18 protein-coding genes are annotated in these 18,616 nt (G+C 68.9%); 9 read left to right on the top strand and 9 right to left on the bottom strand.

Annotated elements, in window-relative coordinates:
• Positions 1 to 66 precede the first annotated feature (66 nt).
• The 6 genes from TsocGM_RS01765 to TsocGM_RS01790 all read right to left on the bottom strand — a co-directional run bounded on the left by TsocGM_RS01765 (position 67) and on the right by TsocGM_RS01790 (position 8,575).
• A complete protein-coding gene (locus TsocGM_RS01765) occupies positions 67 to 3,576 on the bottom strand; it encodes an outer membrane protein assembly factor BamB family protein (protein ID WP_158633333.1) in 3,510 nt (1,169 codons plus the stop codon).
• 61 nt (positions 3,577 to 3,637) lie between these two features.
• Complete coding sequence (locus tag TsocGM_RS01770; RefSeq protein ID WP_233578172.1) at positions 3,638 to 4,621, bottom strand: hypothetical protein; 984 nt, start codon at positions 4,619 to 4,621, stop codon at positions 3,638 to 3,640.
• A gap of 29 nt (positions 4,622 to 4,650) precedes the next feature.
• The gene (locus TsocGM_RS01775; RefSeq protein ID WP_126723600.1) at positions 4,651 to 6,294 is read right to left on the bottom strand and encodes a hypothetical protein; all 1,644 of its coding nucleotides are present in this window, start codon (positions 6,292 to 6,294) and stop codon (positions 4,651 to 4,653) included.
• A 61-nt stretch (positions 6,295 to 6,355) separates the two neighbouring features.
• Complete coding sequence (locus TsocGM_RS01780; protein WP_126723601.1) at positions 6,356 to 7,177, bottom strand: 3-keto-disaccharide hydrolase; 822 nt, start codon at positions 7,175 to 7,177, stop codon at positions 6,356 to 6,358.
• A 34-nt stretch (positions 7,178 to 7,211) separates the two neighbouring features.
• Positions 7,212 to 7,490, bottom strand: coding sequence for a hypothetical protein (locus tag TsocGM_RS01785; protein ID WP_126723602.1), 279 nt, complete (start codon positions 7,488 to 7,490; stop codon positions 7,212 to 7,214).
• A 134-nt stretch (positions 7,491 to 7,624) separates the two neighbouring features.
• Positions 7,625 to 8,575, bottom strand: coding sequence for a serine/threonine protein kinase (locus TsocGM_RS01790; protein WP_126723603.1), 951 nt, complete (start codon positions 8,573 to 8,575; stop codon positions 7,625 to 7,627).
• 337 nt (positions 8,576 to 8,912) lie between these two features.
• Between TsocGM_RS01790 and TsocGM_RS01795 the strand changes: the two genes are divergently transcribed.
• The 6 genes from TsocGM_RS01795 to TsocGM_RS01820 all read left to right on the top strand — a co-directional run bounded on the left by TsocGM_RS01795 (position 8,913) and on the right by TsocGM_RS01820 (position 13,828).
• A complete protein-coding gene (locus tag TsocGM_RS01795; protein ID WP_126723604.1) occupies positions 8,913 to 9,677 on the top strand; it encodes an FKBP-type peptidyl-prolyl cis-trans isomerase in 765 nt (254 codons plus the stop codon).
• Between the two features lie 185 nt (positions 9,678 to 9,862).
• Positions 9,863 to 10,156 carry an RNA recognition motif domain-containing protein gene (locus tag TsocGM_RS01800; RefSeq protein ID WP_126723605.1) on the top strand — a complete coding sequence of 98 codons (294 nt, stop codon included), beginning with the start codon at positions 9,863 to 9,865 and terminating at the stop codon, positions 10,154 to 10,156.
• 109 nt (positions 10,157 to 10,265) lie between these two features.
• Positions 10,266 to 11,078, top strand: coding sequence for an NYN domain-containing protein (locus TsocGM_RS01805; protein ID WP_126723606.1), 813 nt, complete (start codon positions 10,266 to 10,268; stop codon positions 11,076 to 11,078).
• A gap of 632 nt (positions 11,079 to 11,710) precedes the next feature.
• A complete protein-coding gene (locus TsocGM_RS01810) occupies positions 11,711 to 12,484 on the top strand; it encodes a hypothetical protein (RefSeq protein ID WP_126723607.1) in 774 nt (257 codons plus the stop codon).
• Positions 12,481 to 13,089, top strand: coding sequence for a CDP-alcohol phosphatidyltransferase family protein (locus tag TsocGM_RS01815; RefSeq protein WP_126723608.1), 609 nt, complete (start codon positions 12,481 to 12,483; stop codon positions 13,087 to 13,089). The genes TsocGM_RS01810 and TsocGM_RS01815 overlap by 4 nt, the downstream gene beginning before the upstream one ends.
• On the top strand, positions 13,043 to 13,828 hold the full coding sequence (locus TsocGM_RS01820; RefSeq protein WP_126723609.1) for an endonuclease/exonuclease/phosphatase family protein: 786 nt from the start codon (positions 13,043 to 13,045) through the stop codon (positions 13,826 to 13,828). The genes TsocGM_RS01815 and TsocGM_RS01820 overlap by 47 nt, the downstream gene beginning before the upstream one ends.
• 9 nt (positions 13,829 to 13,837) lie before the next feature.
• Here the strand turns inward: TsocGM_RS01820 and TsocGM_RS01825 are convergent, their stop codons facing one another.
• Positions 13,838 to 14,911: a glycosyltransferase family 9 protein gene (locus TsocGM_RS01825; RefSeq protein ID WP_126723610.1), complete on the bottom strand. Its 1,074-nt coding sequence runs from the start codon at positions 14,909 to 14,911 to the stop codon at positions 13,838 to 13,840.
• Between the two features lie 93 nt (positions 14,912 to 15,004).
• Between TsocGM_RS01825 and TsocGM_RS01830 the strand changes: the two genes are divergently transcribed.
• Together TsocGM_RS01830 and TsocGM_RS01835 are read left to right on the top strand one after the other, a co-directional pair.
• A complete protein-coding gene (locus TsocGM_RS01830; RefSeq protein WP_126723611.1) occupies positions 15,005 to 15,982 on the top strand; it encodes an alpha/beta hydrolase family protein in 978 nt (325 codons plus the stop codon).
• Positions 15,983 to 16,048: 66 nt separating this feature from the next.
• Entirely contained in the window at positions 16,049 to 16,462 is a 414-nt protein-coding gene (locus tag TsocGM_RS01835; protein WP_126723612.1) for a VOC family protein, read from the top strand.
• On the opposite strand, the gene TsocGM_RS01840 is transcribed toward TsocGM_RS01835, so the two are convergent.
• Together TsocGM_RS01840 and TsocGM_RS01845 are read right to left on the bottom strand one after the other, a co-directional pair.
• Positions 16,447 to 16,914: a sulfite exporter TauE/SafE family protein gene (locus TsocGM_RS01840; protein WP_126723613.1), complete on the bottom strand. Its 468-nt coding sequence runs from the start codon at positions 16,912 to 16,914 to the stop codon at positions 16,447 to 16,449. The two genes, TsocGM_RS01835 and TsocGM_RS01840, sit on opposite strands and share 16 nt — an antisense overlap.
• Positions 16,911 to 17,618: an RsmE family RNA methyltransferase gene (locus TsocGM_RS01845; protein WP_126723614.1), complete on the bottom strand. Its 708-nt coding sequence runs from the start codon at positions 17,616 to 17,618 to the stop codon at positions 16,911 to 16,913. Before TsocGM_RS01845 ends, TsocGM_RS01840 begins: the two co-directional genes overlap by 4 nt.
• A gap of 132 nt (positions 17,619 to 17,750) precedes the next feature.
• On the opposite strand from TsocGM_RS01845, the gene TsocGM_RS01850 reads away from it, so the two are divergent.
• Entirely contained in the window at positions 17,751 to 18,581 is an 831-nt protein-coding gene (locus tag TsocGM_RS01850) for a hypothetical protein (protein ID WP_126723615.1), read from the top strand.
• Positions 18,582 to 18,616 lie beyond the last annotated feature (35 nt).

Raw genomic sequence — 18,616 nt, forward strand, 5'->3', positions numbered from 1 at the left:
CGTCTCTCGGTCCCCCGCCCTTGAATCGGATTGCCCCCCGATGCTCTCCCCGGGGGATGACCAGAGTCATTCCGCCGGAAGGCCCCGGGCGTCGGGGACCATGGTCCGGATTGTGCCGGGGGCCACCGGCACGGCGAGCGTTTCTCCCATCGGGCTTGGGCCTCCAGCGGGGAGCGGAGTAAGCGCGAAGCGAGCGACGGAGGCCCCGTCGAGCCGGGAACGGCGGTGCAGCGTCCCGCCCTGGGTGAGCAGCCAGACATCTTCTCCGCCGATGGCGGGAGGACCCGCGAGTGTGTCCCCCTCCAGGTCGATGGTCCAGAGTCGCTCGCCGCCGGGGCCGAAGGCGATCACCTTGCCCGAGGCATCGGCCACCAGCACCGTGCCGGTCGTCGGGTCGGTGTACGGCCCAAGGGCGAGCGGGGCGTCGAGCTCCCAGGCACCGGCGGGGCTCAAGTCGCGTGCGGCCAGGGCCCGGATCCAGCCGTCGGCCGTGGCCAGGATCGCGGTATCACCGGTCGATCCGGGGGGGCCGACCAGCCGTTGTCCGAGGCTCGTCTCGGCGTCGACTGCCAGGCGGGGACGATCCCCGGCGTCCTGCACGAGGCGACGGACGGTCCCATCCCGGTCGGCGAGGATCACACCATCGCCATCGATCGCGACCGGGTCGAGCCATTGCAGCGGCCCGTCTCCGCTGAAGGTCGGGAGCAAGGGATCGGCCTCCGGGCCTCCAGTCGTCGGATCGATCAGGTAGGCTCGGCCATCGACCCCGGGAACGAGCAGCTTCCCTCCCCAGATCAGCGGCCGGGCCGCCAGCGGAGAAGGCAGCACGACGCGGTCGAGCCGGCCGGTGTCGCGTTCCTTGACGAAGAGGTGATCGGGGGAGTCGGGCGGAAGGATCAGGGTGGCGGTCCCGGCCTCGAGGCGGCGGAGTCTCCCGACGGGGAGGCGACGATCGCCGGGCCTCGGCAGGGGCTCGATCACGAAGCCGCCCTCCCGGAGCTCGTCGGCGGGAAGTAGGAGCGGGGTGCCGTCTCCCGAAAGCGAGGCGAGCCCCCGGACGTCCGGGGTCGGCTCCGGCGAGGCGGGCCAGGGTGAGCCGAGCACCGTCCTCCAGGCGACCCGGCCATCCTTCGGGTCCACACACCACAGCGCCGCCCCGCGGCCGCGGTCGGGTTGCTGCGAGAGCACCATCCTCCCGCCAATCACCTGGGGAGGGGCCATTGCCGCCCCAGCCTGGGAGAGGGTCCAGGGGGAGGCGATCGTCCCCTGCTCGGCGTCCAGGTCGTACCGGGCCGATCGGGCCGAGGCGACCCACAGCTCGCGATCGGACCGAGCGTACGAGAAGGTCGGGCCGAGGCGGATCCCCTCCCTCGTGGTCTGGGCCAGCAGCTTGAACGGCTGTTCCTCCTCGTAGGGGCCGATCGAGTAGGCGTCCGCGCCTCCCCGATCGGTGACGGCCCAGATGATCTGCCCCGCCGAGGCCGGCGTGTCCCAGGTCCAGCCGACCTGGTCGATCCGCTGACGGAACCGGAGGCTGGTCCCTTCCCCCTCGATCTGGAAGATCAACCAGCGTCCCGAGTCCGGCCGGTTGTTCTCGGCCACGATGAAGTAGTTCCCCAGACGAGCCGGCGGGCAGGCCGCGGCTCCCGGGGCATGCCCGATGTACTCGACGGCGACGCACTCCAGGGGGTCCCGCTGGATCACGAACGCCACGGCCGAATGGCCGAGCACATAGTAGTAGCGCCCGAGTTCGTCGGAGACGGGGGTCCGGGAGAGCCGACGACCCAGTCGGATGGCCCCCTGCTTCTCTCCGGTCGAGACATTGAGGAGCAGCAGCCTCCCATCGACCGTTCCCAGGGCGATCTGGTTGCCGAGGATGAGCGGCGGGTCCTCGACCCGGCCACCCAGCTCCTGCCGCCACGCGAGCGAGCCGTCCCGCCCCGAGAGGCGCACCAGGTCGTTGTACCGGGCATCGACCACAAGCACGTCATCCCCCGCTCCCGGGATCCGGACCGGAGGGAACGGGCAGTCCAGGCCGACCGGCACGTGCCAGACCGGTGCCCCATGCTCCGGGTCGATCGCGTAGGCGAAGCCGTCCGAGAGGGCGAAGACATACGGGCCCTGGCCGTCGGCCGGCTCCAGGGTCGATCGCAGGACCAGCGAGGTGGGCGGCCCAAGGGGATCCGGCCTCGGCTCGGTGAATCCGCGGGCCCGGGTCGCGTCGACCTCGGTAAGCCCCCGGATGAGTTCGTTGGCCGACCGCAGACGATCGATGATCTCAGGATCGTCGGCCTGGTCGGGATATCGGGCGACCAGGGCGTCCCGGGCGGCGTAGGTCGCCTCGGGGTCGTCGGCGGCAAGGGCGTCGTCCATGGAGGCGATCGCCTGGCGGCGGGCCTGCGCCTTGACCACCGCGGCTCGGGCCTCCGTCAGCTTTTCGGGAAGCCGAGCCCGATCTCGGGCCAGGGTCGCGGCCGAGCCGCCGACCCGGTCGTGCAGCGTGATGGCCTCCTCGGCCTTTGTCAGCGCCTCGGCGTCGGCCAGCCGGCCCGCCCGGTCGATCAGGCCGGCGGCGACCTCCATGACGGCCTCGGCCAGGTCGGGACGCGCGTCGTCGAAGGCGGGTTCCTCGCGGACCTCTTGCATCATGGCCTGCGCCGCGTCCAGAGCGTTGGCCCAGGCCGGGTTGCTTCCCGTGGTGAATTGCCGGATCTCGGCCAGGGCGGAGAGGACCTTCGCCTCGGAGGCGTGCTCGTGGTTCGGGAAGTCGTCCAGGTAGGCGGAAAGCCGCTCGATGGCGTTTCGGTACTCGGCATTGTCGAGGCTCTCCTTCGCCTTGGCGAAGGCCCGGTCGGCCGCCATCTCTCGGATGATGCCGAAGAGGCCGAATCCCAGCACCACCAGCACCGTCAGAACCAGGACAAGGAGGATGACAACCGGAGAGGAGAGGACGCGTTCCTCTCCCGGCGCCTGGTCCCTCCCGTACAGGATCGAGCGGATCCACCGGGTCAGCGAACTCGACAGGCTTTCGACGGCCGGCGTGGCTCTCGCCTGGGGAGGGAGGGGGGCCTCGGGCCGATCACTCTTCCGTCCCCGACCCCGGCGAGCTCCTGAGTGCGGTCGAGGCGACGGTGACTCCAGGACGTCCTCGACGTCATCGAACTCATCTTCGAGCGAAGGAGGAGCGACCTCCCCGGCCATCACCCCGACCTGGCCTCCCCAGCCCCCGGCGGCGGCGCCGGGCCGGGGCTGGATGCGCGTCTTGTCGAACTCCGCGGGGCCATCATCTGGCGTGATGAGGAAGACGCGGGCCTTGCCGATCTTCAGCTCGCTCCCCTGCCGGAAGCTCGAGGAGACAACCCGCTTGCCGTCGACCTCCAGGGCCCGGGCCTCCGGCGTGGCCTCCACCTTGTAGCGGTCGACCTTCCACCGCAGCCGACCGTGAAAGGGAAGGGCGGCGGGGTCGTCGATCACGATGTCGCATCTCGGATCCGACCCGATCAGGATCTGCTGGTCCCGGCTGATTGTCCGGTATTCAACCCGTCCCTTACCGTCGTGGATCTCGAGTGTCGCCATGCGGGTTGTCCAGGGTTGCGGTGCGGCCCGAAGCCGGTGGAGCCGAATCGGAACCGGGCGGTCAGTTCAACGGCTGCTGGTCGATCACCTGGAAGGCGAAGCGATTTCCGGTCGGGATGACGGTGAATTTCGTCGACCGGATCTCCGAAGGCTGCCGTCCCTTGTACTGCTGCTCCAGCCGAGAGAGGATTTGCTCCACCTGGTCGGGGAAGAACTGGAAGATCGGCTCACGCTGCCCGATCGGAATCCCCGCCTTGCGCAGCAATTCGATGTCCGATTGCCGTCGTCCCCCTCCTTGCCAGAGGAAATACAGCCGGGGGTCGTTCCCCCGGCCGGTGACTCGGACGTCGGGCTTGGGCTTGGTGAAGTGGGCGGCGTAATGCATCTGGCCGTCGATGACGGTCGCCATCTCGACCCCGAAGAAGTCGAGCAGGCGGGCATACTCGTCGATGGTCTGGCCGGGGTTGTAGATGATCGTCCAGCGTTCCTCCCGCGGCACCCCGCCGTCTCCTGCGCCGAGGCCGTAGGAAGCGGCACCGGTGCCGAGCTTCGAGGCCCGGATGCCGGTCGCCACGGCTCCCCCCTGGGGCATCTCCTCAGCCAGGTCGGCCAGTTGCTCGGTCGTGAGCGCCTCGACCATGGCCGAGGGGGTCTGCTGTACGGCCGGCTCCTCGAAGTCGGCCGGCGCCAGTTCGTTGTTCGACGCGAAGGCGGCCGCCGCCGCGTCGGGCACGTCGATTTGCTCGGTCTGGTTCTCCAAACCCTCCGGAGTCCCCCCCCCGCCGCCGAAGACCTCGATGATCTGGATCTCGGCCGGAAGGTTGCGGGCATACGACCGGTTGGTCAAGTAGATCAGCCCCAGCCAGCCGACGACGATCGCCACCCCCAGGATCACCGCCATCAGGAGCGAGGTGACCCGATCGTAATTCGACTCCCCCTGGATTCTCGGCTCGAAGCGAGCGGTGAGGAGGCCCGGCTCGACCGTCGGGGCCGTCGTGGTCGTCGGGGTCGTCGATGCGGTGTCGGTGGTCGGTCGGGGGGGCATGGGAGCATCCCTCGGCGGCCGGCTCGGTGTCAATTGTTCCGGGGGGAGACGGCCTGATCACTGAGCGAGGCCGGACGAACCGACTCGTACCACTCCCGCCAGCGCCGGGCCGCTTCCCGCTTCTGGAGGGCGTCGGCTCCCGGGGGAGGCCCGAAACCGTCCAACCTTCGGCTCAGCAGCTTGAGGCCGTACCGGGCGGTGGCGACGACCTCATCGCTCGGGTCCTCCAGGGCGGCGATCAGGTCCGGCACCACATCCAGGTCGTCGGTCCGGGCCAGCGCCCAGGCGGCCGTCAAGCGCTGCGAGGGGATTCCGTCTTCCAAGAGCACGCGAAACCGATCGGTGTACGGCCGCAGTGCGAGCGGCCCGCTGGAGAAGTATCGGTCGATCAACCCGGCCAGGGCCTCCTCGGTCCCCTCGAGCCGGGCGTCCTCGAGCACCGCCAGCATCTCGTCGACGGCGCCGTTCATCGGCCGGACCACGACGCGGCCCTGGGCGACGGTCAGGCTCTCCAGATTCTCCGGCAGCCCCCGGCCGCCGAGCAGCGTTCCCGAAGCGAGCCGCTCGACCCGGATACGATCCATCGTCTTCTGGGTCGCCCGGGTCAGGAAGAGGAGGCTCCAGGAGGTATTCGCCACGGGATCGTACTGGGCATGCCAGCTCCCGTCTCCCCCCTGGGTGGACGCGATGTACTGACCGCCAACCCGGAACCAGTCCAGCGAGCCGAACAGCTCCAGGCCGCTCAGCCCGCCCACGCGCTCGCAGCCGTAGAGACCATAATAGCTCGACGGACCGAACAGCGGTGCCTGCCCCGGCCGATAGTTGCGAGCGATCCAGGCAATCCCCTGACCGATCGCCCGATCGAGGTCCGCTTCGGAGAGGCCCACCCGGTAGTCGGCCAGGTCGGTTTCGGGGACCAGAGGAGTTAGCAACGGGCTGATCGGCTTTTCCTGCTTTTGGCGGTAGACGGCCAGTTGCATCTTGCAGATGAGCAGGCTGCCCGTCCCCGCGGCGGTCATGGACACCGTCGGGGCCGTGCCGGCGTCGGGGTGGTACGTCCATCCCCCACCCCGCTGGACCGACATGTACCACCGGGCCGCGCGTTCCCAGACGCTCGGCGGCACCTTGACCCCGGCGTTCTCCGCTTCCCAGAGCCCAAGCAGGGCATACTGGGAGATCGAACAGTCTCCGGTGTCCCCCCCTCGGTTGTCGTAGTCCCAGGCCCCGTTGCTTTTCTGCTTGCTGATGAGGTACGAGGCGGCCGACTGGATCAGGGGCTTCATCGTGACCGGGTCGAGGTTGGCCAGCATCATGCAGGCCACCCCCGTCTCGTAGATGTCGGTCCCGCCGGAGCGCTCGGGGATGTAGGCGTCGGCGCGGGAGCGGCTCAGGGCCTTCTGAATCGTCCTCCCCAACGCCTCGTCGTCCTTGGGCACCCCGGCCTTGAGCATCGCCAGGGCGGCCAGCGCCGCCTCTCCCGACGAGACCGCAGGTCCTCGGTTCTTGAGGAAGTCGATACCCCTGGCAACCAGCGCGGCCTGGCCGGTCGCCTCGGGGACCGGCCAGGCGGCAAGCAGGGCGAGAACCAGCGGCGGAGCGAGGCGAGGGCGAACGGCCATGATCTTCGCGTCGGATCGGGGGTCGAGCGACTTGGTCGGGGACCGACCATCCATCCCTCAATCATTATCTCCCCACGAACGCCTTCGGGGAAGATCGGCTCGGCCAGGCCTGGGGTCAATCCTGCTTGAGTGGACGCACCTCGAACTTCCGGCAGAAGAGTTCCGCCCCCTCGGACTGGAGCAGGATCTTCCCCTTGCGGAGGCTGGAGTTGGTGCCAACGTTGACCACATAACCGTTGACGATGTTGGTGATCGTCCCGCCGTCGCAGATCACCTCCATCCGGTTCCACTCCCCGGCAGGGGCTTCCACGTCCCGGCGTCCCCGATAGCCGAGGACGTCCTTCCACTCCGGATCCCGGCCCCACCAGTTGTATCGGCCCGAGTCCCGGGTGACGGTCTCGCCGTGGACGGGGTCGAAGTAGAGTTGGCCGTCCTCCTCCTGGCGGACCTTGCAGGACATCGTCGGCTTGCCGGCGCCGCCGACGAGGATGAAGTCGCCGCAGCCCCCCTCGATGATCTGGCATTCGATCGATTCCATCCACTGCCCCCCCGCGGCGCCGTCCTCGCCGACACAATGCAACAGGATGCCCGAGTCTCGGGAACGGTCCAGCCTCGGGGCGAACGTCTCGTCCCCCCATCGCCACTCCACGATCAGGTGGTAGTTCTCGAACTCTTGCTCCGTGGTGATCCCCCCCCAGCGCTCACCGGAGATGCGGATCTGGCCGTCGACGACGGTGAAGACCTCTTCGGGATCCTCATACGCCGTGTCCTTCAGATAGGTGTAGAAGCCGGACAGGTCCTTGCCGTTGAACTGTAGGATCGGCGCCCCGGTTTCGATCTGAGGCAATTTGGTCGCGAAGGCCGGGATGTCCCCCCCTTGCGGTGCGGGGGGAAGCGGGAGGAGGAGGGCCGCGACGGGGAGGAGTGTGGGCACCATCGTGGAGCTCGCTCGCGAAGAGGAGGAGGGTCGGTCAGGGACGTTGGCGGTGGACCTCGGCGCCGAGTTTCCGGCAGAGCGATGCCAGGCGATCGGCGGCGGAAGCATCCGGGATCGGGATACTCAGGATCATCCCCTGATGCCCCTCGATTCGATCCGGCCCGGTCACGCCGAGCCGGTCGGAAGGGACCCCTTGGCCAATCAGGAGTTGAATCGCCAAGTTTCCCTGGGCCGAGTTCCGGAAGAAGGCCACCAGTCGGGGGACCTCCTGAGTCTCGGGGGTTTGCCCGGGGCGGATCATCGGGGGTTCCATGTCGTCTCGTCCGGAGAACGATCGTCCCGGAGGCCCGGCGCCCGGGGAATACTCCGGGAAGCGCCATCCGTCCGGGTCCAAGACCTGCCGAGTTTGACCGCCGGGCGCCCGCGATACAAGCACCCGCCGACGGCTCACTCGTCCGGCTTCGGCGCCATCGATAACGCCTTCAAGGCGGTGACCACGTCGGACATCGAGCCGAACCGCTCCTCCTTGCGCCGGGCGAGGGCGCGGTCGACCACGGCGCAGAGCTCGGCTGGCATGGTCGGCGCGACCTCGGCCAGTCGCATCGGCTCGGCGTTCATCCGGTGCCGAATCATGGCCATCTGGTCGCCGGTCATCTCATAGGGCATCCGGTTGGTGAGCAGTTCGAAGGCCATGACGCCGAAGGAGAACACATCGATCCGGCGGTCGGTGGTCTCGCGTCGGATCAGCTCGGGGGCCATGTACTGGAGCGTGCCGGTGCGGTTGCCGGGGCGGTGGAAGCGGGGTTCGTCGGGCACGGCCAGGCCGAAATCGATGATCTTGGCGACGTTTTCGCGGTTGATCAGGACGTTTTTTGGGCCGAAGTCGTGGTGGATGAACCCGGCCTGGTGGACCGCCTCCAGCCCTTCGGCGGCCTGGATCAGCAGGTCGATCTTTCCTGGCAGATCCCGGGCGCCGATTTTTCGGATCTCCACCAGGCTCACTCCCTCGATGAATTCCATCGAGATCCAGTGCTCGCGCTTGGTCGAGAGTCCGTAGTCGAACGTCAGGACGACGTTCGGGTGCCGGATCCGGGCGCCGATGGCTCCCTCGGGGGGGCGGCCTTCCTTGGTGGCTCGGGCCAGGGCCTCGGCGGTTTTGGTGGCGTTCTGGATCTTCAGGCAGACCGAGCGTTTCTGCTCGTTGTCCAGCGCCTTGCAGACGTGGGACATGCTCCCCTGGCTCGTCTCGGCGAGGACGGTGAACCGCCGAGTCAGGTTCACCTTCTTCATCTTCGGCACGGCGGCGGCCGGGGGCCTCGTTGGCGGCTGGGCGGCCGCCTTCCCGACCGCCTTCGAGGCCGTCTGCGATCCCTTCGACCCAAAGAGCTTGCCGAACATCGTGTCCTCGCCTCCCGATGGGCCGGCCGGGGGTTCGGCCCGGACCTGGCGATCGGATCAACTCCCGCCCTCGATCCTATCCCGGTCGTCCCGGCCGGGGAACGGGGGGCCGCGACGGGGGCGGCGGACAACCCCCGGGACGACCATCCCAACCCCATCCTACGGGATGGGATGCGATCGGGTGACACCCGCCCCTGGATCACTCCGGAGGCCGGCCCCGCCATCTCGGGTTATCGCCGGGTGCCGTCCTCCGTTACAATGGAGACGATGACGCACAGGAGGCGTCCTCCACGTCCGAGTCCCACCTCCCCCTTCCCTCCCATTGCAAGGAGCCCCGATGAGCGACCTGATGGTCACGGCGCTCGCCGCCCTGCTCGCGATCGGGCCATCGGCCGTCCCCGCCCAGGACCAGCCGAAGCAGCCGGCCGCGCCGGCCGCCCAGCCCGGTGGCGGCCTGACCGACCTGAACTCCAAGGCGAGCTATGGTTTCGGTCTGAACGTCGGTCGGGCCCTGAAGGCCCAGGCCGACCAGTTCCAGCTTGACGCCCGGCTCGTCGCCCGAGGCATCGCCGACGGGCTCAACGACGCCCAGCCCCTGCTCACCGAGGAGCAGCTCGCCCAGGTCATGCAGGAGTTCGAGCAGCAGTTGCTTGCCCGCCAGATGGAGGCGGAAAAGGCGATGCTCGAGCAAAACAAGGAGCTCGCGGCCCAGAACAAGGCGGCTGGCGACGCCTTCCGTACCAAGAATGCGGAGAAGGCCGGGGTCAAGACGACCGCCACCGGGCTCCAGTACGAGCCAATCAAGGCCGGCCAGGGAGCTTCGCCGACACTGACCGACACCGTCACGATCAACTACAAGGGCACCCTGCTCGACGGCACTGTCTTCGACTCGACCGAGGGCCGGGAACCCATGACTTTCCCGGTCAACGAGTTCATCGAGGGCTGGAGGCAGGCGCTCCAGATGATGAAGGTCGGCGACAAGTGGCGGGTCGTGATCCCTCCCGAGCTGGCCTACGGCGAGACCGGGACTCCTGGCGGGCCGATCCCCCCGAACGCGACGCTCGTCTTCGAGATCGAGCTGCTTGGCATCGCCGGCAAGTGATCCCATCCCTGGTCGGGGGGGGCGCCGCGGGCCCTCCCCCCGATCCGATTCCCGAACGATCCGGCCCCGACGTTCGTAGTCGTCTGGAAGTCGGAATCACCTCGGCGGCCGCCGGGCAACCGTGCGGCCGCCGATCGCTGACCCTCCCCGAGAAGCACTCACTCGCGAAAGGAACGACATCCAAAATGCGGATCTACGTCGGTAATTTGAGCTATTCGGTGACCTCCGAGCAACTGCGGTCGATGTTCGAGCCCTTCGGAACCGTGGACTGGGCCGAGGTTCAGACCAAGATGCGCACGGGACGCTCCCGCGGCTTTGGGCTGGTCGACATGCCCGACGACGACCAGGCCCGAGCGGCCATCGATGCCCTCGACGGCACCGAGGTCGACGGTCGCACCCTCTCGGTGAACGAGTCCCGCCCGCGTCGCTCCGTCCGCGATCTGTACGCCGGCGGCTGGTCCGCCTCCGCCCGCCGCTGAGCCAAGCCCAGCCCCGCGGCGTGCCCGGTCCGCCCCGGATCCGGGCCCCGCGGTCGGGGCCCGAGGCGATCCAACTCCTCACCCCCGCCAACCCAATCGCCCACTCGACATGACCGCTTCCAACGAAGGCCGCACGCTGGCCGTCTTCATCGACCTGGAAAACCTCGCCCTGGGGTTCGAGAACCAGAAGAAGCCCCGCTTCGACATCGGCAAGGTACTCGAGCGGCTCGTCGAGAAGGGCAAAATCATCGTCAAGAAGGCCTACTGCGACTGGAACCGCTACCAGGCCTATACCGCCCCCTTCCACGAGGCGGCCATCGAGCTCATCGAGATCCCCCGCCGAAGCCAGACCGGCAAGAACTCCGCCGACATCCGCCTGGTCGTCGACGCCATGGACCTTGCCTGGTCCAAGTCCCACATTGACACCTTCGTCATCGTCTCGGGAGACTCCGACTTCTCCCCGCTCGTCTCCAAGCTCAAGGAGAACGACAAACACGTCATCGGCGTCGGGATGAAGGGCTCCACCTCCGAGCTGCTTCGCGACAACTGCGACGAGTTCATCTACTACGAGGACCTGGAACGCTACGAGCAGGACGAGCAGGAGACGGTCAAGCAGCTCGACGCCTCCATCCCCGAGAAGAAGCGCGAGGTCTTCACCCTGCTCATCGAGGCCTGCAACGCCCTGACGAGGGAAAACCACGAGGTCCTCTACGCCTCGATGATCAAGGAGCAGATGAAGCGCAAGAAGCCCTCGTTCGACGAGAGCTATTACGGCTACAAGACGTTCACCCACCTGCTCGAAGACGCCGACAACGCCGCCATCGTCGACATTGAGCGCAGCCCCAAGAGCGGCACCTATGTCGTCACCCGATACGGCGACCGCAAGGCGATCCTCAACGGTCGGGCCAAGCCGAGGCGATAGGCCTCCCTCCCCTCGGGGTTCGTCCGACCGCCTCGCCGCCGAGTCCACCATCACCTACGACTTCTTCGACGCCGACGCCCCCCGACGACGCAACCCGGGCACGCCAGTCTGATTCGTCAGCGGTACCGCCGTGGGGAACCTCGCCGTCCAGAGCCACCGCCTCGTCCACGTCGAGGCATCTCCCCCGGTCATCGACCCGCCCCGAGGACGCGACTTGAGATCATGGGGGTGCTCCCCGACAATGCCGATTGGATCGACCCGATCGCTCCGATCAGGGCTGACCTGCCTCCGGAGCTCGGGCCCGATCCGGGGACGGTCGCAGTCCCGGTCACGATCGTCCGGGCGGAGGACCGTCCATCGGGGGTGATTCACGGCGAGTGCGACCACGCTCTAATCCCTCGTGGCGCGTCGCTGAGCCCGAGTCTCGGCCCTGTGTCCTCCCGGGCGGCAGGGAGCGGTTGCGTTCTCGGGCGATCGCCGGCGGGCACGCGGATTGCGTTGATGTCTGCGATCAGCCGAACCCGATCCGGTGGTCATGGGATGCGAAACCTGCCTGGGGACGGGGGATCGGCCAAGATCGGCCGGCATCGAGCGAACGGTGTTTCGGGTCCGCTCCGCGACGGATCGGAAGGATGGGGATCGACACGGTGACAGACGATTGCCAGGTCGATCGCCCTGGGGTATCGAGCCGGACCAATCTCCGGGTCTTGACGGTGCTCCTGCTGCCCCGCGAAGGCGTCCCGCCGATCTTCTACTACGAGCCAAGGCTCGACGAGGACGAGGACGAGGGGGACCTCGAGGAACCGAGGGCGGCCGGCTGGGGCCTGCGATCGCGGCTTCGACGGCTCTTAAGACAGGTCCGACAGGCCGAACACCACGCCCCTGCCTGGCTCCGCTCCCCGATCAAGTGGCTAAAGACGAAGCTGCCGGCCGACGAGCGGTTGCTGATGGCCCTCCGATCGGCCGACCGGATCGAGTTGCATCACCCTTCGCTCCTCCCCGCCGACCGGGCGGAGGCGGCCTGGCGAGCGTACGTCGATCGCCGGCTCCGATCCCGGGCACTCCTGTTCGGCATCTACCTGCTGATTCTCATCCCCGCCACCCTGCTGACGGTCGTCCCCGGGCCGAATATCCTGGGGATTTGGGTGACCTACCGGCTCATCGCCCACGGTATCGCCCTGTATGGCCTCTGGCGGGGCCGGGCGGGTAAGTTCGACGTCTGTCCGAAGCAAGCTGACGTGCTTGACGGCCCGGTGGTCGTCGATCGCAAGGAGGCCGATCGCGTGCAGCGGCATTATCACCTCGGAGGCCTCACGGGGCGCCTGAAGCGGGATCGGGTGCTCGCTCGCCTGAGCGTCCGCCGTCGCAAGGCGGAGGCAGCCGCCGGGGAGGGGCAACCGAAGTGATCCGACGGTCGCCGGCCCTGACGCTGATCATCCCGAACCTGCTGACCTTCGCCCGGTTCGGGCTGGCGGCCGCCTTCCCAGCGGTCGAGCCCGGCTGGCGGACGGCGGTGCTCGTGCTGGCCGCGGTCAGCGATGGCTTCGACGGCGCCTTCAGCCGGCTCTTCCATGCCACCTCCACCTTCGGCCAGGTCCTCGACCCGATCGCCGACAAGGTCTTTATCGGGGCCGTCCTGGTCACTCTGGTGGTCGAGGACCTCCTCCCGCTTCCTGTCCTCCCCCTGATCGCGGCCCGGGACCTGGCCGTGGCGATCGGGGTGCTTGTGGCGGTGGCCCGGCTAGGCTGGCCGGCGATCCGGCGAATGCCCCCCCGGCTGCTCGGCAAGGCGACCACCGCGATGCAGTTCGCCCTGCTGACCTGGGTGGTGTACGATCGGTCCGTCCCGATCCCTTTGCTCTGGCTGACCGGGGCGATCAGCGTGGCCGCGGGGCTCGACTACCTGCGGCATCCCCACTGGACCAGGCCCGAGAGCGCGGCGCCCGGCGCCGCCAACCGCATCGATGCGACTCCTGACCTACAACATCCACAAGGGGATCGGCGGGCGTGACCGCCGCTATGACCTCGGCCGCGTCATCTCGGTGATCGCCAATGAGCGTCCCGATCTGATCTGCCTCCAGGAGGTGGCGGACGGCATCCCCCGGGCCGGCGGCGTCAACCAGCGGGACGAATTCCGCCGCGCCTTCCCCGGCTTCGAGGCGATCTACCAGACCAACCATTGCTTCCGGGTCGGCAGCTACGGCAACCTCGTCCTCTCCCGATGGCCAATCGAGAGGGCGCACGACGTCTGCCTCCGGTATCTCAATCGCAAGAAGCGCGGCGCCCAGCTCGTCGTCGTCGCCTCGCCGGCCGGCCCGGTGCACGTCATCAACTGGCATCTCGGACTGCACGAGAGTACCCGGCAGTGGCAGGCCTCCTACCTGCTGGAGCACCACTGCTATCGGGAAGCCGCCCACCTGCCCACCATCGTCGTCGGAGACTTCAACGACTGGCGGAACACCCTCGCGGCCGGCCCCTTCTCCCGGCACGGACTCCGTCAGGTAACCGAGCCCCTGCACCGCTTCCGATCGTTTCCGGCGTACCTCGCCATGAGCGCCCTGGACAAGATCTTCTGCTGCCCTCAGGTCGAGGTCGATCGCGCCCACGTCGTCCGCTCCCGGCTCGCCCGGGACGCCTCGGACCACCTCCCGCTGGTGCTCGACTTTCGCCTCAGGCACCGGGTCCCGAGAGCCGAACCGTCCCATCATGCCGTTACCCAGGGGGCCGTTCCCGCCGAGCACCTGAGCTGATCGGCAACCTCACGCCACTCTCCTCGGCCGATCGTCCAACGCCCGGCAGACCGCCGGCCAGACGCGATCCGGCGACAGCTCTCGCATGCACTCCATCCGATCGCAGCGACGGATGCAGCTCCCCGCGCACCAGATTCCCGTCCGGAGCACGATCGCTCCCGGTCCATAGGGACCGGTTTTGGCCGGGTCGGTGCAGGTGAAGACGGCCACCACCCGGGCGCCAGCCGCCGTCGCCAGGTGCAGCGGGCCGGTGTCGTTCGATAGGAACACGTCCGACTCGGCCGCCACCGCCGCCAGTCCCGTCAGTGAGGTCCGGCCCGAGAGGTCGAGCGCGGCAACGCCAGCCAGATCCAGTGTCGCGACGATCTCCGAGGTTAGCGGGCGATCCTCGGCCGCGCCGACGACCACGATCCCAGCTCCCTTCGCTTGAGCGGCCCGCCGGGCGACCTCGGCGAAGTGGACCGGCGGCCAGCGCTTGGTAACCCACCGTGCTCCCGGATTGAGCACCAGCAAGGGCCGAGGTAGCCCGGCCAGCTCCAAGGAGGCCCAGCGGCGATCCTCCTCCCGGATCGGCAGGCCGAACCGAGGACGGGAGATGTCGGCCCCGAACGCCGACGCCAGGTCGAGCAGCCGATCGACGGCGTGAATCGAGCCCGACCCGACCCGGTGTGAGTAGAAGGCCGAGGCTCCCTCCCTCGCATCCCGGCGCCCGACCCTCACCCTCGCCCCCGTGGCGAAGGCCATCAGGCCCGATCGGAAGAGGCCCTGGAGATCGATCGCCAGGTCGAACCGCCGCTGCCGGAGTTCGGCCAGGAACCTCCCGAAGCGGGCCAGGCCGGCCGCCCCTCGTGCCGCCCCGGCGCGGTCGAAGGGGATCACCTCGTCGAGCTCTGGGTGCCCCTCGACCAGCCCGACCAACCCCCGGTTGATTACCCACGAAAACGACGCCCCGGGCCACCTCCCCTTCAATGCCGAGAGGACCGGCAGCGCGTGGACCACGTCCCCCAGGGCACTCGGCTTGATCAGGCAGACGCGCCGGGGTTCCAGGTTCCGGAGTGCTTCGATCCGGTCTCGGCTCGGCATGCTCGACGCTCCCTCCCCGCCGACGGCGCGGGCCGGTATCCTATCCAGGAGCGTGCCCCCCGCCTACGCGAATCGCGACCGACCGGAGCTCCCATGAACGCCTCGCTCGCCCTCGCGGCCCTGCTCGCCACCGTCCAGCACGGCGAGGTCGCCTTCCACCCCGGCCCCGAGGAACCGAAGGTCCCCGCCCTCTTCCGGCTCGACGCGGCAACCTTCCCGTACCAGGCCCGCCTGCTCCGTCGGACTCCCGGCTATTCCGTCTCGGCGGTGACCTTCCCGTCACCGGTCGTCTCACCCGACCCGGCCAACAACGTCGTCCACGCGGAATACTTCCGCCCGAGGCGATCGGGCACGTGTCCGGCGGCGGTCGTCCTGCATATCCTCGGGGCCGACTTCGCCCTCTCTCGCTTCCTGGCCGCCCGGCTGGCCGACTCCGGGGTGGCCGCGCTGTTCGTGAAGCTCCCCTACTACGGGGAGCGGCGCCCTCCGGGAGTCGACTCTCGCTTCCTCTCGGCCGATCTGGAACGCTCCGTCCTCGCCGTGCGTCAGGGGGTCTGCGACGTGCGCCGGGCCTCCCAGTGGCTGCGGGACCGGGAGGAGATCGACCCGAACCGGGTCGGGGTGACCGGGATTAGCCTTGGCGGCATCATCTCCGCCGTGGCTGCGGGGGTCGACCCGGAGCTCGACCGAGCCGCCCTGGTGCTCGCCGGCGGAGGGCTGGCGGACATCCTTTGGGACCTGCCTGAACCCGAGGCCCGGGACTCTCGCCGCGCCTGGCTCGACTCCGGCCGGAGCCGGGACGACCTGGAGGCGCTGACCCGCCCGTTCGACCCGCTCACCTACGCGGATCGGCTCCGGGACAAGCGCGTCCTGATGATCGCCGGCCGGGCCGACGAGGTGATCCCCCCCTCCGCTGCCTCCCGGCTCTGGGAGGCCGCCGGCCGGCCTTCGATCCGATGGTACGACTGCGGCCATTATTCCGCCGCCGGCTACCTCCTCCCGGCGATCCGGGAGGTCGTCGCCTTCTTCGCCGATCAGACCGGGTCGCCGGACTCCCGGACGTCGCGTTGATCCCGTCCCGGCCTGCGGGTATCCTCCGGGCGAGGCCGTCGGCCGTTCCGGTGCCGGGGAGTTGGCATGAACGCGAAGGTGACAAGTGTCTTCCTCTACGTCAACGACATCATCCGTTCCCGGGACTTCTATCACGAGGTCGTCGGGGCGAGCGTCGTTCAGCAGCTCTCCGAGTACGAGGGGGGGCCGATCGCCCTCGTCGTGCTCCGGCTGGGCGACTTTACCCTGATGCTCCACCCCCAGGACGCCCACGACGAGGAGTTCCGAGATCAGCGAGTCGGCATCGGCATCCACCTTCAGATTCGAGTCTCCGACGTCGATGCCTTCTACCAGCACTGCATTGAACAGGGGGCCATGCTGAGCCTCTCCGGAGAGCCGGTCGACCAGTCCTGGGGCTGGCGAGAGTTCGCTCTCCGCGACCCGGACGGCTACGTCTGGTCGGTCTATCAGGACAAGTCCAACGGTCAGTGGACCTCCTGACCCCCCGGCTCGGCCCCGGAACCCTCCCGAGCCTCCACCTGGAGCGGATCGGGATCGTCCTTCGTCTTCGGCGTCACCCCGCTCGGAGCAAGTAGGAAATACGCGCCGCACGCCAGCAGGAACACCCCGTAGAGCCGCTTCATGAGCGGCGCCGGGATGGACCCGGACAGCAGCGCACCGCCGAAGATGCCGATCACCAGCCCCAGCGCCATGCTCATGCCGAAGCCGATTCGCACGTGGCCCATTTTGTAGTACTGGATCACCCCCAGGATTCCGACCGGCAGCACCTGTGCCAGCAGCGAGGTCCCCGTCGCCGTTTTGGTCGGAAACGAGAAGAGGAGGATCATCGCGGGCACCATCACCAGGCCGCCTCCGATGCCGAAGAGGCCGCCGAGCACGCCCGCGAAGAGGCCCAGGGCCAGGGCCCCGAGCAGAAGATGCCACTCGATCACGGAACTTCCCCCTCGCTTCGCGACAGGATCGCCGCGCAGGCCGCCAGGCCCGCCGTTTCGATCCTCAGGATGGTCGGGCCGAGCCCGACCGCTCTCCACCCCGAGGCCAGGGCTCTCCCGATCTCCTCGTCGGTGAACCCGCCCTCCGGGCCGATCGCCACCGTCACCTCCCGAGCCGGCCCGACTCGGCCGATGGGCTCCCCCGCCGGGTGGGCCACCAGGCCGACTCCGAGCGGTCCCTGGCCGATCAGGTCCTCCCAGTCGATCGGCGCTCCCAGCTCCATCAGGCGGTTTCGGCCGCTCTGTTTGCTCGCCTCGACGACCAGGCGACGCAACCGATCCAGCTTGCTCGACCTCGGGTCGACGACCGATCGCGCCGTCCGGATTGGAATCAACCGGGCCACTCCCAGCTCGGTCGCCTTCTCGATCAGCCAGTCGAACCGCTCCCCCTTCGGGACCGCGGAGGCCAGGGTCACGGTCGCCGATGGCACCGGCCTCGTCGGCAAAGGAGCTTCGATCACGACCGAGACCGTCGATCGTCCGACCGCCTCGATCCGGCCCTGGACGGCGTTCCCCCTGCCGTCGAACAGCTCGACCCGGTCGCCCGGTACGGAGCGTCGGACTCGGGCCAGGTGGTGCGCCTCGGGGCCGGAGACTTCGACCATCGGACCGACGATCGGATCGGGGACGTAGACGCGTTCCATCGGCGGCAGGTCGTCGGCCGGGAGGATTGGTGCAAGCCGGAGGGCCATCTTAACCGATGCAGAGGGACGGTTCGAGGTCCGCCCGGGGATGGCCCGGACGGCATCGTCCCCAAGCAGAGGCGTCCCGTTCCCATGAGCTGGCTTCAGCACTGGGACCTGCACTTCGACCCCTTCCGCCCCGGCATGGTCCGGTTCGTCCCTTGTCCCGGGCACGAGGAAGCGGTCGCCCGGCTCGTCCACTGTGTCGAGAACGCCGAGGCCCGGGCCGAACTTCGGGGGCCGGCCGACCTGGGCAAGTCGGCCGTCCTGGAGGAGGCCCTCCGCCGCCTCCGCCGCCCCGCTCGCCTTCTCTGTCCCGTCCGGCTCCCCGCCGATGGTCTCGCCCTGCTCTCCGGCGTCGGCGAGCGGCTCGGTGTGCGGATCCCCCCCTCCTCCAGCCCGTCTGAGGCGATTGCCCGGCTCCTCGACGCCGCTCGGGTCGCCCGGGCCCAGGGGATCGGATTGGTTATCGCGGTCGACGGCGATCAGCTGCTCGACACCCCCGAGGACCAACGGCAGATCGATCGGGTGGCGGCCGTCGCCCGCCAGGCGGGGGCCCGATGCTCGGTGTTCGTTGCCGGTCGGGGAATGATCCGCAACGGTGGGGGATCGATCGCGATCCGGATCGACCGACTGACCCGGGACGAGGCGGCCCGCTATCTCGATCGGAAGCTGGTTGCGGCCGGCCGGTCGCTCCCGACGTTCGCTGACCCGGCGGTCCTCCGCCTCCACGTCCTCTCCGAAGGCCTCCCGGGGGCCATCGATCGGCTCGCCGGCCTGGCGCTCCGGGCGGCGGCCCTGTCGAGGGCGAAGGTGGTGGAGACGGTCCATGTCGAGGGGGTCGCCCGGGAACTCGAACCTCCCGGCGAGCCCATCGGCGCCAGGCCAGACGTCTCGTTCCCCCGAGCGTTTGGTCGTCGCTGACAGAACTCAGGGAATCATGCGTCCCTTGCCCCGAA

Source organism: Tautonia sociabilis (assembly GCF_003977685.1).
GTDB lineage: Bacteria > Planctomycetota > Planctomycetia > Isosphaerales > Isosphaeraceae > Tautonia > Tautonia sociabilis.